This window comes from Pseudofrankia coriaricola, from assembly GCF_001854805.1.
Lineage (GTDB): Bacteria > Actinomycetota > Actinomycetes > Frankiales > Frankiaceae > Pseudofrankia.
In genome coordinates, this window is sequence record NZ_MBLO01000057.1 from 1 (window position 1) to 16,456 (window position 16,456).

Below are 16,456 nucleotides of genomic sequence, written 5' to 3' on the forward strand. Positions count from 1 at the left end.
CTGTGGGGCAGCGGTCTCCCGTGGGCTCTCGCCGGGCCGTCCGAGCGCGGGCCCGGCGTCCCGCGCGTCGGCACGCGGGGCATACTGCGCGGCCGGCTCGGTGGGCGGGGCGAAGGCGGCGGCGGAGGCCGGCACGCTCGGGGCCGGCCTTGCCGGGCCCTGGGGTGTCCCGCGGGTCTCCGGGCGCGGCGGGACCGTGGACCGGGGTGGCATCGCCCGGGGAGGTGCGCTGGCTCCGCGCGGCGGCGCGGTCGCGGGCCGCGGCAACGGCCGTGAGGCAGCCGGGGTCGGCGGATCCAGCTGGTCAGCCGGCTCGTCGAACAGGTCCGCGTCCAGGCCCATGCCGAGGTCGGGATCATCGTGCCCCGGCCAGCGGCGCGGCTCCAGTGGCCCGGTCGGCCGCGACTCAAGGGCCGGTGGCCTCGCCGGGCGGTGCGCCGGCGCGGGCCGTGCCGGCCGGCCGGCCGGCCGGTCGAAGGGCCGGCCGAGGTCGAGGTCGTCGGTCGTCGGCTGGCCGCCACGCCCGGCGAGGCGGTCCGGGAAGTGGTGTGCCGCGGCGGCGGGCGGCGCCCCCGCGGGACCGGCCGGCTCGGCCCGCCCCGTGTCGAAGGGGTCGTTGAACGCCTCGTCGAACGACGGCGGCCCTCCAAGGTCGTCCGCGTACGGCGAGCCGGGGGACGACACGTCCGGTCGCGCCGCCGGCAGGTCGCCACCGCGCGGCGACGCCGTGGGGTAGTGGGCCGGGGCGAACGTGTCGGGCGGGTAGGGGTCCGTCGAGTACCTGGTCGGCGGGTACTGCTCCGGCGGCGGCTGGGGGGGCTGGTAGGCGGGCGGAGCCTGGTAGCGGTCGGCGGGCCGGCCGGCGGCGTGGTCGAAGTCGTCGGCGCGCTGACGCGCGGCGGGCGGCTGGTGCTCGGCCGGGTGCTGGGCGGCGGGATAGCGGGCCGCCGGGTGGTGCGCCGCCGGGTAGCGCGGCTCCTGGTGCGCTGGCGCGGCCGGGAACGGCGCCGCCGGCTGACCGGGGCCGGGGAAAGGGCCGGCCGGGTCGTGGGAGTCCGGGTATCCCGGCTCGGGATAGGACGCCGGCTGGGCGTAGCGCGGCCGCTGCTCTGGCTGCGGGGCCGCCGGGTGCGCCGGTAGCGGGCGCGCGCCGGCCGGCGGCTGCGCGGGGTCCTGGACGAGCGTCAGCGCGGGTGGGCTCTGGCGGGTGGGCGGTGCGGCCGCGGCCCCCGGCGCCGTCGAGGCCGCGGGGGCGGTGTCGACCGGTTCCGGCGCGACCAGCGCGCGGGCGGCGTCGTCATGGGGACGGACCCGGCGGACGACCGGATCCCAGGTCCACCGGGCGCACCGGCTCTCGGACGTGAGCTGGACCAGCCAGATCCCGTCGACCCGCCGCCAGGCGTCCCACTGGGCGGCCTCCGGGTCGTCCTGGCCGGCCATCAGCCGCGTGTCGACCACCTCGCCGAGCGGCCGGCCGGACGCGCCGCCCGGGTCCTTCGGCAGCAGCGCCGCCCTGGCCTCCTGCACCACCCGGGCACGTTCGGCGAGCACCGGTCCCTCGTAGCGCTCGACCCGCTCGACCGGGATGCCCGCGGCGCGCGCGACGTCGGCCGCGGTCTCGCCGGCCCGCAGCCTGGCCTGGATCTCACGCGGGGTCAACGCGCTCTCGGTGCGGACCTCACTGCGCCGCGCACCGCGCAGGGCCGCGCGCAGCCGGTCGTCGACGGGCACTCGAAACTGCTCGGCGTCGGCGCGGCCGTTCGCGTCGGCGAGCACGAGATAGCCACCGTCCTCGCTGAGCGCTACCGCCCGCAGCTCACGCATGGCGCCATCTCCTCCCGTCACCGCCGTGCCGCCCGCCCCGGGCCGACGCCTCGCCTGTCACTCGCCGCCGGCCAGGTCCCCGCCGAGCAGCGGACAGGGACCSCCGCTCATCGTCCCGCGCCGCGGCCGCGCCGACTCCCGAACCCCGGACTTCCAGGCTCCGGATCCCCCGCCAGGCAGGTGGAATCCGTCGACAGGACAGAGACCCGATTCCGGTCCGTCAGATCGTTATCGCCGATCCGGCGAGAAGTCCGGGGAAGAGCGCGGTAAGCCTGGAGCCTCCGGGTACGGAAGGCACGACCGAAAAGCATGGTCGCACCTCCTTTGGCCGGCTGGCCCGCACCGGGCACCGACACGCATAGTCTGCCGTCCTGACCGGGTCGCGGCGATGTTCACCCGGCCGTCCGGGCGTGTCGCGTGGGCTCTGGGGGGCGGGTTCGCTTCGCGTCCGCGTCCCCCAGAGCCCACGCGTGACGGACGCTCCGCGCCCGCCGGGCCTGGTTTGGGGTCGGTGTATGTGGTTGTGGTCGTTCTGGTCCGGGATCGGTGTGACGGCTGGGTTGCGGTGTGCGTGGCTTTCGCTTCGCGTCCGCGTCCCCCAGAGCCCACGCGTGACGGACGCTCCGCGCCCGCCGGGCCTGGTTTGGGGTCGGTGTATGTGGTTGTGGTCGTTCTGGTTCGGGGTCGGTGTGGTGGCTGGGTTGCGGTGTGCGTGGCTGCGGTCGTTCTGGGCTGGAGCCGGTGGGGTGGGTGAGCTGGTCGAGCAGTGCGGCCGGGTGGCGAACGGTCGGGGGCGAGGCCACCCGCGGGGCGGCAGTGGTCTGTGTGTCGACGTGGCCGAGGTCAGGGACGGCGGCCGCCGGGTGGGCGGGTGGCCGGCGGGCGGCGGCGGACAGTGCGGGACGGGACCCGGGGGCGTGTCTGGTCGATCCCGGCGGCCAGCGCCGCGCCGACGATCCCGGCGTCGTTGCGCAGCTGCGCGGGCACGACCGTCGTACGCACGGTGAGCAGGTCCAGGAACTTGTCGGCCTTGCGGCTCACCCCACCGCCGATGATGATCAGATCGGGCCACAGCAGGTTCTCGAGAGCGGTCAGATACCGGCTGACCCGCTTTGCCCAGTGCTCCCAGCTGAGGTCCTCGCGCTCGCGAGCCGCGTCGGATGCCTTCGTCTCCGCGTCGTGGCCGCCGAGTTCCAGGTGCCCGAGCTCGGTGTTCGGGATCAGCTGCCCGTGCAGGAACAGGGCGGTGCCGATGCCGGTCCCGAAGGTGGTCATCACGACCAGGCCGGGGACGTCACGGCCCGCGCCGAAGGCCATCTCGGCCACGCCGGCCGCGTCGGCATCGTTGATGACGACGACCTCCCGGCCACCGAGCGGCGCGGCGAGGGTCGCGGCCACGTCGGTGCCGACCCAGCCCTGGTCGACGTTGGCGGCCGTCTGCGCGATCCCACCGCGGATGACGGCGGGGAACGTCACGCCGATGGGACCCTGCCAGCCGAACTGCCCGACCACCTCCGCCACCACGGCGCCGACGGCGGCGGGCTCGGCCGGGCTCGGGGTCTGCAGCCGAACCCGCGGCGCGACCAGGGCGCCGTCATCGATCTCCACCGGGGCACCCTTGATACCGGATCCACCGATGTCGACCCCGAAGACCTGCATCCCGTTCCCTTCTGTACCTACGAGGTCCGTTGCTGTGGATGAGGCCGGCTCCTTGGCCTATACCCACGGGTACCCACGGGCTTCCGGCCGCGCGACCGGAAGCATGATCCATCTTGCCACCCAACAGCCAGTCCGGACTTGCTGACGGGAACCCGGGCTCCCTGGTCCGGCCCGAACCCCAGCCCTCGCCGACCCGCGGGGGCCGCGGGGCCCCTCGGCAGGAGCGGCGCGCACGAGACGCATGCGCGGTCGGCGACCAGGCCGTCGTCCAGCCGGGACCGTTCCCGGGACTGGCCCCGGCACGGCCGTGGCGCGCATCCACCCGACTGGATCCGTCGGGACGGTGCGCGGCTCCAGGTGCCGGAAGGCCGCTCGTCCCCGTCCCAACGTCCCCCGTGGCCGCCGGCCAGCGGATCCCGCCACGCGGCCGTGTCGCCATAGTCTTCCAGGCCGGATGACGACGTCGTCACCGCGTGCCGCCGCGCAGCCATACCCTGGCAGGTGTGCAACTCATTGACACGTTCGGGCGGATTGCCACCGACCTGCGGGTGTCGTTAACCGACCGTTGCACGCTGCGATGTACCTACTGCATGCCGGCCGAAGGGGTGCCGTGGCTGCCTGGTGCCGACGTGCTCACGGACGACGAGGTGGTCCGGCTGGTCCGGATCGCCGTTGAGGGCCTTGGCGTCACCGAGGTCCGGCTCACCGGCGGCGAGCCGACGCTTCGGCCGCGCCTCGCGGAGCTGGTCGGCCGGCTGGCGGCGCTGCGGCCCCGCCCCGAGCTGTCCCTGACGACCAACGGCCTCAGCCTCGCCCGCACCGCCGGCGCCCTGCGCGCGGCCGGGCTCGATCGGGTGAACGTCTCGCTGGACACGACCAGCCCCGAGCGGTTCGTCGCGATCACCCGGCGGGACCGCTGGCACGATGTGGTCGCGGGGCTCGCCGCCGCCGAGGCCGCCGGGCTTGCACCGGTCAAGGTCAACGCGGTCCTGACCCGCGGGGTCAACGATGACGAGGCCCCTGAGCTGCTGAGCTGGTGCCTCGAGCGGGGCTACGAGCTCCGTTTCATCGAGCAGATGCCGCTCGACGCCCAACATGGCTGGCAGCGCTCGACGATGGTCACCGCGAGAGAGGTGCTCGCCGCGCTGCGCGCGGAGTTCGAGCTCACCCCGGTCGGCGATCGCGGCTCCGCGCCAGCCGAGCTGTTCACCGTCGACGGCGGCCCCGCGGTGGTAGGCGTGATCGGTTCGGTGACGGCGCCGTTCTGCGCGGCATGCGACCGGGTGCGGCTCACCGCCGATGGGCACGTGCGCAACTGCCTGTTCGCGCGGGAGGAGAGCGACCTGCGCACCCCGCTGCGCTCGGGCGCGGGTGACGACGAGATCGCGCGGCGGTGGCGCGCCGCCGTCTGGGGCAAGCGCCCGGGGCACGGCATCGGCGAGCCGTCCTTCCGGCAGCCGGACCGGCCGATGTCCGCGATCGGCGGCTAGTGCTTCCGAAGCTGGGGCCAATGGAGGTGCGAAAGAAGATCATTTTCGCACCTCCATTGGCCGTCTGTCCGAAGCTGGGGCCGCCGGAAGTGCGAAAGAAGATCATTTTCGCACTTCCTTTGGCCGTGTGTCGGGTGCCGGCATGACGTCCTGGGACGCGGTCGTGCTCGCCGGCGGCCGGGGGAGCCGTCTCGGCGGGGCGGACAAGGCCGCGGTGACGATCGGCGGGCGCAGCCTGCTGGACCGCGTGCTCTCCGTGCTGGCCACGGTCGAGCCGGCCGTCGGCCGGGTGGTGGTGGTCGGGCCGGACCGGCCGGGGCTTGCCCGCGCGGGTGTCGTACTGGCCCGGGAGGATCCGCCCGGTGGCGGCCCGGTCGCGGGGATCGCGGCCGGCCTCGTCCACGTCCGCGCGCCGCTGGTCGCGGTGTTGGCCGTCGACATGCCGTTTCTCGGCACGGCCTCGCTGGCCGAGCTGCGCGCGGCGGTGACGGCACCGCCCCGGGCGGGGGCATCCGGGCCGGGGGCACCCGGCGCGGTGGACGTCGCGCTGCTTGTCGACCCGACCGGGCGGGACCAGACGCTTGCGTCCGTCTGGCGCTCGGCGGCGCTGCGGTCGGCGGTCCCACCGCGGCCCACCGGGGCGGCGGTGCGGGCGCTGCTCACCGGCCGGACGGTGGCGCGTGTCCCGGCGGACGCGCTTAGCTGTCTGGACTGCGATGCCGAACCGGACGTGCTCGCGGCGCGCGCCGCGGCCGACAGGATGGGTCTGTGACGTGCGGGGACGTCTGAGGTTGTGGCCAGGAGGGCGAGGATACCGATGAGCGAGCTCGACAAGTGGGTGGCCAGGGCTGGCGACGCGCTCGGACTGGATCCGGCGGCGATCGACGTCCCCGAGCTCCTCGACCTGACGCGCGACGTCGCGCACGGGGTCGCCCGCCCGGCGGCGCCGCTGACCGCCTTCCTGGTCGGCCTCGCGTCCGGCCGCGCCGGCGGCGGCCCGGCCGACGTCACCGCCGCCGTAGCCACCATCCGTGCCCTGCTCGCCGAGCCCGACAACGGGTAGCCGACAGCGCCCGACGGCTGGCGCCGCGTCAGCCTTAGGGCATCCGGAAGCTGCCGGTGTCGTCCAGGTAGCCCCGCATGTCGATCGACATGGTGTGCATCATGTCCTCGTCCGGCTCCGGCTCCGGCGTGTCGTCCCAGCCCTCATCGTCCCAGACCTGATGCCGCCAGCCGCGCCGGCGCCGGTCGCCCGCGGCGCCGGCCGGCCCGCGGCCGGGCTCCCGCCCGTAGCCAGGCTCGTCCTCGGCGCGACCATGGTCCGAGTACTCGTCGTAGCCGTCGGGGCCGTGGCCATCCTGGTAGCCCTCGGCGTGGTCGTCGCCGTGCGCGCGGCGCCACTCGGCCTGGCCTCGGCCGTCGACACGCGGCGGCTGGTCAGGGTAGCGGGCGCCGGGCGCCTCATCCCGCCCCCCGGGCGCCGCGCCGTAGCGCTCCTCGGCCTCGCGGCGGCGGTCGTCCGTGTGGTGGTCGTCCGTGCCCCGGCCTGGCGCGGCCTGGCCGGCGTACCGCCCGGCGTCGTCGGCGCGGTCATAGCCGGCTGACGAGCCGCCGTGACGCTGGCCGGCTTCGCGCTGGCCGCGCGGGGGCGGAGCGAACGCGCCCCCGTCCGCCACGCCCGCGCGCCCGGGGGCGGATGGGTCGAAGCCGGCATCCGGGTCGTCGGGGTAGGCCCGTGCGTCCGGGCGGCGCCTGTCGTCGTGCCGGGCCACGGCGGCCGGGGGAGCGGGCTGGCGGTGCCTCGACTGCCGCGGCTCGCCGATGCGGTACTGCTCCGTCGCCTCGTCGGGCTCATACGGGCCGGCCTGCTGATACCGGTCCGCCGGCATCGGCGGCGTGGACGGCGCGGGCCGCCGTGTCCGGGCGGGGGGCACCCGCCGGTCGGACTCCTGGTCGTAGGGCGGGCGGTCGTCGCGCCGGGCGGGACGTGGCCGCGCGTCGCGCGCTGGCACGTCGCGCTCCGGCCGGACCGGGGCGTTCCTGGGCTGGCGCTGGCGCGGCCCGGTGGCCGCCCTGGCGGGAGCGGGCACTGGCACGGCCGCGCGGACGACCAGCGCGAGAACGACGATGACCGGAAGCGCGACGAGCACGGCGAGCGGGCGCCACAGGGTGACCCCGACGAGGGCGAAGACCGCGACCACCGAGAAGACGCCGAAGGCGTGCCGTGAACGTCCGTCGTCCGACGACCGTGGGCCGCCTCGCGTGCCACCGGCCGGCGCCCTGGGCACGGCTCGTGACGCCGGGGCGTCACGGTACGCGCCGTTGTCCTCGGCTGCCCGTGTACGCGCCATGTCGACCAGTGTGCCCTACCAGCCGTCGGCGCGGCCGCTGTGCCCTGGGCGGGTGATGTCCCGGCGGCGTCCGCTGCGTGGGCTGGCACCTCCGGGCGTCGCGCGGAGACCGGCCGTCCACGCGCCGACGGGGCGCGACCTGGCTATTTCGTCCGAAATGCCCGGTCGCGCCGGCTGGATTTTCAGGCCCGTGAAGAGACGTCAACAAGGACGACAAGTTCGTGGCCGAGAGTGCGGGCAGGTGCCGGTGCCTCGGGGTGGCCTCTCCACACGTCCGGTGGCGGCGTCGTACGCGCCGTCGCATGGTGGTGACATCGCCGTGACTATGAGTGAGTAGGAGTGTCGCGGAGGTGGGTGGAAATCGCGTTTCGCAGGCGGGTGCGCACCGATGTCGGTAGTTTTAATGTTGTGTGAAGACACTGATTGACCATGGCTCGGTGCCGCACCATGGATTTGGCCTCATCGATTGGGTGGAGGTTTGCCGTGGTCGCGCCAGGAGCGGGTCGGCGTCGTGAGACGTGGTCCGTCGTCAGGGTTGCCGTCGCCGGTCTCGTGGCCGGGGCGCTCCTGCTCATGTCCGCCTGTGGATCCGCGAGCGACAAGTACGTGACGAACAAGGCGGCTGGCGTCTACGTCAGGCTCCCCGACGGATGGAGCCAGGCGCGGGTCCAGGAGCCGTTGCTGATAGGCCTCGACGCGCGCCAGCTGAGCCCAGAGATGTACAGCCTGCTGCGCCAGATCGACTGGCTGACCGGCATCGACGCCTCGGGCAACGAGAAGCCGAACGTGTTCAATCCGGCCGCCGAGCAGCCAAACGGGTTCGTACAGGTCCGCCAGCTGCTGCCGGAGGAGGCCAAGAGCATCTCCACGAACGACCTGCGCGACCTGGTGGTGCCTATTGACCAGTCCCAGGCGGCCCAGGAGGAGCTGGTCCGCAAGGACCCGGTCTCCGCGCGGTTGCAGCCGGCCTTCCTGCTGATCCTCGAGGAGTCGGTGAAGAAGGGCAACGGCGTGCACGGGGTGCACCTCGTCTACCAGCTTTCCACCTCCACCGGGCTGGTGACGTTCGACCAGACGAGCCTGCTCGACAGTCAGCAGACCGTCCTTTACCAGCTCGTCATGACCTGCACCGCGCTGTGCTACGCGCAGTACGGGTCATCGGTGACCTCGGTGCAGCACTCCTTCACGGTCAACCCGACAACCTGACGAGCGCGGCACGCGCCGGAGCGAGCCAGGCGACGAGCGGGTGTGGCGACGAACTGCCCGGTGACGGACCTGACCCCCGTGACAGACCCACGAGAACTCACGAGACCGACGGACCCGCCAAACCGACGAGCCAAACCGACGAACTGACGAAGCGACGCGGACCTCCCAGCAGACCTCCCAGATTGGCTTCGCCAATCCGGCAGGAACCCCGGGCTTCGTCGATCTGGACAGGAATCCCGGAGGGCGACAGCCATGGACCTATCCGACCTCCCGGGCGGCCTAGCTGGCACGGCCGCCGAGGGCGCGGCCGAAGCGGCCGCGGCCGCCAACGGGCTGCCGCCCGCCGACCCGCCGCCGGTACGCAAGCCGGCGGCGATCTGGGACCGGATCAAGTTCCTGCTCCTGTTCGGCGCGCTGTTCCTGTTCGTCGTCGCCGCGCAGGTCTCCGGCAACCCGCTGATGACCTGGGGTGACGCGTTCAGCATCGAGGCGCGGAGCAGCTGGTGGCTGCTCGCGCTGATCGGTGTCGAGATGGCTCGCCAGGTGCACATGTTCATCGGTGAGCGTTCGTCGCCGTACTACGTGTTCTGGACCGACCGGGTGTTCGGTCGGGCCGAGAAGCGGATGCTGCGGCTGGACGACTGGAACCGCTTCCGGGCGAGCCGGGCCGCGAAGTGGATCATCACGCTGCTGGTCGCGCTTTTCATCTACGCGCGCGTCGTCCACCTGTCGATGTTCGACGCCGTGGTCCAGGTGCCCAGCGACCTGTGGAGCGCCATCCCGCTGCTGCTCCAGGTCGTCCTGCTGTTGGTCATCGTGGTCGGCCAGTTCGTCGCGATCTTCTGGTTCATGTCCAAGGGTGGCGTTGAGGTCTACTACCCGGACGACGTCAAGACCAGGTTCACCGACGTCTGGGGCCAGGACCACGTGGTCTCCCGGGTGAAGGAGAACGTCTTCTACCTGGAGCACCCGGAGGAGATCGAGGGCAAGGGCGGCTACGTCCCCGGCGGCATCCTGCTGTGGGGCCCACCCGGAACGGGCAAGACGCTGCTCGCCGAGGCCGTCGCCGGTGAGACCGGCAAGCCCTATGTGTTCATCGATCCAGGTGCGTTCCAGGCGATGTTCATGGGCGTTGGCATCCTGAAGGTCAAGTCGCTGTTCCGGAAGCTGCGCAAGCTCGCGCTGCGCTACGGCGGCGTCATCGCCTTCTTCGACGAGGCGGACAGCCTCGGCAACCGCGGCCAGCTCTCGCAGGGCTTCAACCGCGGGTCCGAGCGGGCGGCGTCCTCCCACCGGACCGCGCACCTTGCCAGCCACCTGGGCGCGCACGGCTGGCGAGCGCCGTCATACGCGGATGGACTCGCCGACCTGACGGGCTGCAACGGCCTGCATTACCTGACCGACCAGGCCAAGGCCGAGGTGGTCGGGCATCGCGCCTCGACGGCCGGCGGGCTGGGCTTCGGCCCTGACGGGCCGGGGCGGCCCAGCGGGCGGACCGTCAACCGGGTTGTGGCCGGCATGGGCGGCATGGGCGGCGGCGACATGGGCACCCTGCAGGCGCTGCTCGCCGAGATGTCCGGCCTGAAGAAGCCGCGCGGCTTCCTCAACCGGGTCGTGCGGCGCGCGCTCGGGATGAAGCCCAAGCCGCCGCCCAAGTACCGAATCCTGATCATGATGGCCACCAACATGCCGAACTCGCTGGACGAGGCGTTGTTGCGGCCGGGCCGCATCGACCGGCAGTACGAGGTCGGCTACCCAAGCAAGGAAGGCCGGATCAAGACCTATGAGGGCTACCTCGCCAAGGTGAAGCACGAGCTCACGGACGACCAGGTCGAGCGGCTGGCCACGATGAGCACCGAGGCGACCGGCGCCACGATCAAGGACACCGTCAACGAGGCGCTCACCCAGGCGATCAAGGACGGCCGCGAGGTGATCACCTGGGCGGACATCCTGCGCGCCCGGGTGATCAAGGAGCACGGCCTGCCCGACGACCACGAGCACATCGAGCGGGAGCGGCACAGCATCGCGCTGCACGAGGCCTGCCACGCGGTCGTCGCCTACCGGCTGCAGCGCGGCCGGGTCATCGACATGGCGACGATCGAGCGGCGCGGTGGTGTCGGCGGCTTCGTCGCGTCGGTCAACGTCGAGGACAGCATGTTCCAGTGGAAGTCCGAGGTCGAGATCCAGGTGATGGTGTCGCTCGCCTCCCTGGTCGGCGAGCGGATGTTCTTCGACGGCGACAACACCGTCGGTGTCGGCGGAGACCTGCGCAGCGCGACCTACCTGGTCTCCCGGAGCATCTCGATGGCGGCCATGGGCGACACGATCTCGTCCTGGCTGACCCTGGCCAACGACCTCCCGATCAACCCGATCGCGGTCGATGCCGACCGCCCGTTCGGCGAGCAGGTCGAGGCGAAGCTGCAGGCGCTCTACCGGCGCACCGAGGACGTGCTGGCCGCCAACCGGCACGAGGTGCTCGCCCTGACCCACGCGCTGGAGACGCACAAGACCATCACCGGCGAGGACGTCGAGGCGATCATGGAGGGCCGGGAGGGCCCGACCGTCGACGGGCGGCGTTACCACGAGCCCGAGTTCCTCGACATCGCCGAGGAGTACCACCACAGCGCGCTGCGGGCGCACCGCGGCGCGAACGGGAGCGAGCTGCACCTGCCAGAGCTCGACCGGGTCGCCGCGACCGCCACCGACCAGACGGCGTCCTCGTCCTCCTCGGCAGTGGCCGAGACCGACTAGGCCGGGCAGCGCGACGAGCCTCGCGCCTCGACGCCGGTCTGTGCTCGCCGAGCGGAGACCGGCGTCGGTGTGTTGGGCTGGCCGCGGGGCCGGCGGGCGGCGGCGACAGGTGAGGCCCGGCCGGGCCAGCCGAGACTTGCCGCGGACCAGGGCGGGCACCGCCCTGGGGCTCGCCGGCCTCGCTCAGGTGGACGGCACGGGACGCGCCGACGGCTGCCCGGCCGGGGCCGGCTCGACCGCGCGGACCGCCGAGCCGGAACCGGCGGCCGCGCCGGCCGTGGCCGCCGCGCCGGCTCGCTCCGCGCGGGCCCGCTTCACGGCGACCGGGGCCACAGCCGGGCGCGCCTCGATGCGGCGCAGCGACGCGAGGCCGATCAGGGCCGCCGCCACGGCGGCGACGCCGGCGAGCACGAGGCCGGCTCGGGCGCCGAAGACCTCGGCGATGGCGCCGGCGATCGGGCCCCCGAGCGGGGTGGTGCCGATGAAGGCCATCGACCACAGCGCCATCACCCGGCCACGCATCTGCGGCTCGGCCGACAGCTGGACGGTCGCGTTGCCGGTGGCGATGAAGGCGACGCTGGCCGCGCCGGTGACGACGAGTGCCACGACCAGGACGACCAACGACGGCGCCGCGGCGGACAGGAGCAGCAGGGCGCCGAAGACGCCCGCGACGGCGACGAGCGAGCGCACTCCGGTGAGCCGGCGGCGGGCCACGAGCAGGCCGCCGGCCACCGCGCCGGCGCCCATCGCGCCGGTCAGCAGACTGTAGGTCGCCGCCGTGCCATGGAAGGACTCCCGGGCGATCAGGGGCAGCGTCACCTGGAACTCGTAGGCGAGGGTGCCCGTCAGGACCATCATCGTCAGCGGGATCCGGATACCGGCCGTGCGCACCGCGTAGTGGAAGCCCTCGCGGATCTGGCCCGGTGCCCTGGGCACGGGCGGGTTGGGGCGCAGCGCCGAGCGGTCGAGCCGGGCGAGCGCGACCAGCACCGCGGCGAACGACAGCGCGTTGAGGATGAAACACATCCCGGTGCCGACCAGGGCGATCGTGGCTCCGGCGATCGCGGGGCCGACCACCCGAGCGGCGTTCATCGTCACCGAGTTGAGGGTGACCGCGTTGGGTAGCGTCTCCGGGCCGACCATCTCCTGTACGAAGCTCTGCCTGGCGGGATTGTCGACCGCCTGTGTGAGCCCGAGGCAGACGGCGAAGGCGACCACCATCCACAGCGTGATCACGTCGGTGATCACGAGGACCCCGAGAACGGCGGCGAGCAGGGCCTGGAGGGTGGCGGTGCAGCTCAGCAGCCGGCGGTTGTCGGTCCGGTCGGCGACTAGGCCGCCGTAGGCGCCGAAGACGAGCACTGGCAGGAACTGCGCGGCGGTGACGACGCCGAGCACCGTGCCGCTCGCGCCAAGGGAGAGCACCAGCCAGCCCAGCGCGATCGTCTGCATCCAGGTGCCGCACATGGAGATGATCTGGCCGGTGATGAAGCGGCGGTAGTTCGGCACCCGCAACGCGGCGAACGTCCCGCCGGAACGCGGCGAGGGCCGGTCGCCGGTCGTCGTGCCCGTCGCCCGTGTCTCGACGGCGCGGGGGGCAGGCAACCGCCGGGAGCCGCCGGAGGATCCGCTCTCGGTGGACGGGCGATCTGGCGAGCAGCCGCTCACCTGCTGCGTACTCGTCGCCATTTCGCGTTCCAGTCCCCGCGACAGCATCAACGCACCTCCGTCCTCCAGAACGCGGCTCGGCAAGTAGTTATTTCGCAACAGGTAAATATTTTGCCTCGGAGCGGGTCGTTCGTCGCGGGGGATGGTGATTGACCTTTGGATCACCTACAATACGAACATACGTTCGAATCCCGATCATGCCTCCAGCCAACCGGATCACCCTCGGAGCGGCATGCGGCCAGCGGCTTCCCGCGTGGGCGGCCAACCAGCCGTGCCCGAGTGGCAGGGCCCTCGGATGGCGGCATCAGGGCAAAGGCAGACGCGACCGCGCCAACCGCGGCTTCCGCGCGCCGCCAGTCGATGGAGGGGGTGCATGGTGACCGGAGTCCCCGACGACCACGCAGGGGCATCAGAGCCCGAGGTCCCGGACAAGGCCGGCGTCCCCGCCGGGCCAGCACGTCCGGAGGCGGGCGATCCAGCGCCGCCGCGGGCCGCCGACGGCGGCGGTGCCGAAGCCGGTGCCCCCGGCTCGGCGGCGGGCGGGCGGCCGGTCGACCCCGCGAGACTGTCGGACGTGGATCTCGCCACGGCGGTGATCGAGGGCCGGGCGACCGTCGACGCGACGACCGCGCGGTGGGTGCTGCTGGTCGGCGAGTTCGACCGCCGCTCGTTGTGGCTCGCCGACGGCGCGGTCTCGGCGGCCGCCTGGCTACGCAGGGAGTGCCGGATCAACGCGCCGACCTCGACGCATCTGCTGACCGTCGCCCGCGCGCTTCGCGATCTGCCGGCCACTAGGGACGCCTTCACCACCGGCACGATCAGCTTCGAGCACGTCCGGGCGATCGCGCCGTCCCTCGGCGGCGGGCGGGTCGATCTCGCTCGCCGCGCGGACCCGATCTTCGCCCGCGCCGCCGCCTGGATGACGCCCCGCCAGGTCGCCCGCGTCGTGAGCACCTGGACCGACATAGCCGACGCTTGATTTCTTGGTTCGCTGTGTTGCTGGTTCGCTCCGTGCGGGCACGGCGCTCCGGCCCCTTACTCGCTTCGCTCCCAAGGGACCTCCCCGCCGTGTCCTCCTGCGCTCACGTGCGCTCCGGCGACCTCCGCTGCGGCCCGCCTACGTCGCTTCGCTCGTAGGCAGGCCTCCGCGGAGGCGCGCCTCCGCGCCCAGCGCGGTTGCGTTCCGCTTTGGCGTCACCAGGCCGAAGCCGCAGCACTCGCGGGGCCACTTCGCTTCGCTCGTGGCAGGCCTCCGCGGAGGTGCGCCTCCGCGCCAGCTCGGTTGCGTGCCGCTCGGACGGTGCGAGATCACGGCACCCCGGTGGGGGTACATCGCTGCGGTCGGGGGACGGTCTTCGCGCCTGATCGGGACTGATCGCTTGGCCGAGCCGAGTCCGGACGTGTACGAGCGAATCTAAGTGCCCCTACGGAGGAGCCTGTCCGGATTGGTGACGTTCAGCGTCGGGCGACCGCGCTGGGCGAGGAGGCGTGGCTACACGGAGGCACCCCTACGAGCGCAGCAAGGTGCCCTGCACACGCGCCTGCTTCGGATTGGTGACGTTTCAGCGGTGGGCGACCGCGCGGCGCAGAGGCCCGGCCACGAGCGAAGCGACGCGCCAGCTATGCGAGTGCCGCGGCTTCGGGTTGGTGACGTTGCAGCGGCGGGTTACCGGGCTGGGCGCGGAGGCGCGCCTCCGCGGAGGCCCGGCCACGAGCGAAGCGATGTGGTGGCATGCGCGTGCTGCGGCTTTGGGTTGGTGACGTCACGGCGACGAGCAACCGAGCTGGCGCGGAGGCGCGCCTCCGCGGAGGCCCCCCTACGAGCGAAGCGATGTAGGGGGGCCGCAGCGGAGGTCGCCGTAGCGCACGTTCGCGGAGGAGGACGGCGCGCGGAGGTCCCTTCCGCAGCGAAGCAAGGAAGGGGCCGGAGCGCGCCGCCCGCACGGAGCGAACCAATGTTAGAGCGGGATGTTGCCGTGGATGTTCTTGTCGGGGCGGCCGGCGGCGATCGCGTCGGCGATCGCGGCGGCGACGACGCCGCGGGTCTCGGTCGGTGAGACGACCGCGTCGATCACGCCGAGCTCGACCGCCTTCTGGACGCCGCCGACGGCGACCGCGTGCTCCTCGGCCAGCTCCTTGATGACCTCGGGCTGGCGCTGTGCCGGCACGGCGGCGATCGTGCGCCGGTGAATGATCTTCACCGCCGCCTCGTGGCCCATCACGGCGACCTCGGCCGTCGGCCACGCGTAGACGGCCGTCGCGCCCAGGCAGGAGGCGTTCATCGCGATGTACGCGCCACCGTAGGCCTTGCGGGTCACGACGGTCACCCTGGGCACCGTGCACTCGGCGAAGGCGTAGAGCAGCTTGGCGCCGCGGCGAACGACACCCTCCCACTCCTGGCCGACGCCGGGCAGGTAGCCGGGGACGTCGACGAGGACAATTAGCGGCACCCCGAACGAGTCGCACATCCGCACGAAGCGGGAGGCCTTCTCCGCCGACAGCGAGTCGAGGCAGCCGCCGCGGCGCAGCGGGTTGTTCGCCACCACGCCGACCGTGCGGCCGCCGAGCCGGCCGAGTGCGGTGACGATGTTGCGGGCCCACTTCGGGTGCAGCTCGATGAAGCCGTCGTCGAGCACGCCGCCGACGAGGGGCCGGACGTCGTAGGCACGGCGCGGCGACTCCGGCAGGAGCGCGCCGAGGTCGCGGGGCTCGACCTGCCCGATGTCGCGCTGGTCGGCGAGCAGCGACACGAGCTCTCGGGTCGTCTCGACCGCCTGGTCGTCGGAGTCGCAGCTCAGGTGGACGACGCCGCTCTTCTTGGAGTGCGTGTCCGGGCCGCCGAGGCTGTCGGCGGTGCAGTCCTCGCCGGTCACCGAGCGGACGACGTCCGGTCCGGTGACGAAGACCTTGGCGTCCGGTCCCATGATCACCAGATCGGTCAGCGCCGGGCCGTAGGCGGCGCCGCCGGCGGCCGCGCCGAGCACCAGGGAGATCTGCGGGATCCGTCCGGAGGCACGCACGATCGCGGCGAAGACCCGGCCCACCCCGTCCAGCGAGGCGACACCTTCCTGCAGCCGGGCGCCGCCGGAGTGCCAGATGCCGACCACCGGCACGCTCATCCGGGCGGCCGACTCGATGGCGTGCACGATGCGCGCGCAACCGTCGCGGCCCATCGCCCCGCCTTGCACCGTCACGTCGGTAGCGAAGGCGACCACCTCGTTGCCGTTGACGAGTCCCTGCCCGGCGACGACGCCCGAGGTGTCGGGCGCGGCGAACAGGGTGACGGTGTCGTCGTCAAAGAAGTGGTTCAGCCGGGCGACGGGGGTACGCGGGTCGACGAGTTCCATCGTGGACAGACTCACCGGGAATCTCCTTGTTGCCTGGGCGGCGAACGGGCTGCTCCTGCGACCGGCCGCTGGCGCGGCGGGCCTGCTTGCACATCTGTCCGGTACACGGGTCATGGCGTACCGACGTGGCGCGCCTCGCGGCGCGCCGGGCGGCAGCGTG

The 16,456-nt window shown here is 73.2% G+C and carries 11 protein-coding genes; 6 read left to right on the plus strand and 5 right to left on the minus strand.

Annotated features, from left to right (window positions below):
• Both sepH and ppgK read right to left on the minus strand, forming a co-directional pair.
• Positions 1 to 1,824: septation protein SepH (gene sepH, locus BCD48_RS10760; RefSeq protein WP_071048211.1), on the minus strand; the 1,824-nt coding region annotated here is incomplete at its 3' end.
• An 843-nt stretch (positions 1,825 to 2,667) separates the two neighbouring features.
• The gene (ppgK, locus tag BCD48_RS10765; protein WP_071048212.1) at positions 2,668 to 3,483 is read right to left on the minus strand and encodes a polyphosphate--glucose phosphotransferase; all 816 of its coding nucleotides are present in this window, start codon (positions 3,481 to 3,483) and stop codon (positions 2,668 to 2,670) included.
• A 503-nt stretch (positions 3,484 to 3,986) separates the two neighbouring features.
• On the opposite strand from ppgK, the gene moaA reads away from it, so the two are divergent.
• The 3 genes from moaA to BCD48_RS10780 all read left to right on the plus strand — a co-directional run bounded on the left by moaA (position 3,987) and on the right by BCD48_RS10780 (position 6,036).
• Entirely contained in the window at positions 3,987 to 4,973 is a 987-nt protein-coding gene (moaA, locus tag BCD48_RS10770; RefSeq protein ID WP_071048213.1) for a GTP 3',8-cyclase MoaA, read from the plus strand.
• Between the two features lie 142 nt (positions 4,974 to 5,115).
• A complete protein-coding gene (gene mobA / locus BCD48_RS10775; RefSeq protein WP_071048228.1) occupies positions 5,116 to 5,745 on the plus strand; it encodes a molybdenum cofactor guanylyltransferase in 630 nt (209 codons plus the stop codon).
• Positions 5,746 to 5,790: 45 nt separating this feature from the next.
• Positions 5,791 to 6,036: a DUF6457 domain-containing protein gene (locus BCD48_RS10780; RefSeq protein ID WP_071048214.1), complete on the plus strand. Its 246-nt coding sequence runs from the start codon at positions 5,791 to 5,793 to the stop codon at positions 6,034 to 6,036.
• A gap of 34 nt (positions 6,037 to 6,070) precedes the next feature.
• On the opposite strand, the gene BCD48_RS10785 is transcribed toward BCD48_RS10780, so the two are convergent.
• The gene (locus BCD48_RS10785; protein ID WP_071048215.1) at positions 6,071 to 7,324 is read right to left on the minus strand and encodes a hypothetical protein; all 1,254 of its coding nucleotides are present in this window, start codon (positions 7,322 to 7,324) and stop codon (positions 6,071 to 6,073) included.
• 483 nt (positions 7,325 to 7,807) lie between these two features.
• Between BCD48_RS10785 and BCD48_RS10790 the strand changes: the two genes are divergently transcribed.
• Both BCD48_RS10790 and BCD48_RS10795 read left to right on the plus strand, forming a co-directional pair.
• Entirely contained in the window at positions 7,808 to 8,530 is a 723-nt protein-coding gene (locus BCD48_RS10790; protein WP_083418452.1) for a hypothetical protein, read from the plus strand.
• A gap of 252 nt (positions 8,531 to 8,782) precedes the next feature.
• Positions 8,783 to 11,281 (plus strand): AAA family ATPase, encoded by a 2,499-nt coding sequence (locus BCD48_RS10795; RefSeq protein WP_083418453.1) that lies wholly within the window; start codon positions 8,783 to 8,785, stop codon positions 11,279 to 11,281.
• A gap of 183 nt (positions 11,282 to 11,464) precedes the next feature.
• Here the strand turns inward: BCD48_RS10795 and BCD48_RS10800 are convergent, their stop codons facing one another.
• The gene (locus BCD48_RS10800; protein ID WP_083418454.1) at positions 11,465 to 12,997 is read right to left on the minus strand and encodes an MFS transporter; all 1,533 of its coding nucleotides are present in this window, start codon (positions 12,995 to 12,997) and stop codon (positions 11,465 to 11,467) included.
• A gap of 325 nt (positions 12,998 to 13,322) precedes the next feature.
• Between BCD48_RS10800 and BCD48_RS10805 the strand changes: the two genes are divergently transcribed.
• Complete coding sequence (locus tag BCD48_RS10805) at positions 13,323 to 13,928, plus strand: DUF222 domain-containing protein (protein WP_083418455.1); 606 nt, start codon at positions 13,323 to 13,325, stop codon at positions 13,926 to 13,928.
• Between the two features lie 979 nt (positions 13,929 to 14,907).
• On the opposite strand, the gene BCD48_RS10810 is transcribed toward BCD48_RS10805, so the two are convergent.
• The gene (locus tag BCD48_RS10810) at positions 14,908 to 16,311 is read right to left on the minus strand and encodes an acyl-CoA carboxylase subunit beta (RefSeq protein ID WP_071048216.1); all 1,404 of its coding nucleotides are present in this window, start codon (positions 16,309 to 16,311) and stop codon (positions 14,908 to 14,910) included.
• Between the last annotated feature and the right edge of the window lie 145 nt (positions 16,312 to 16,456).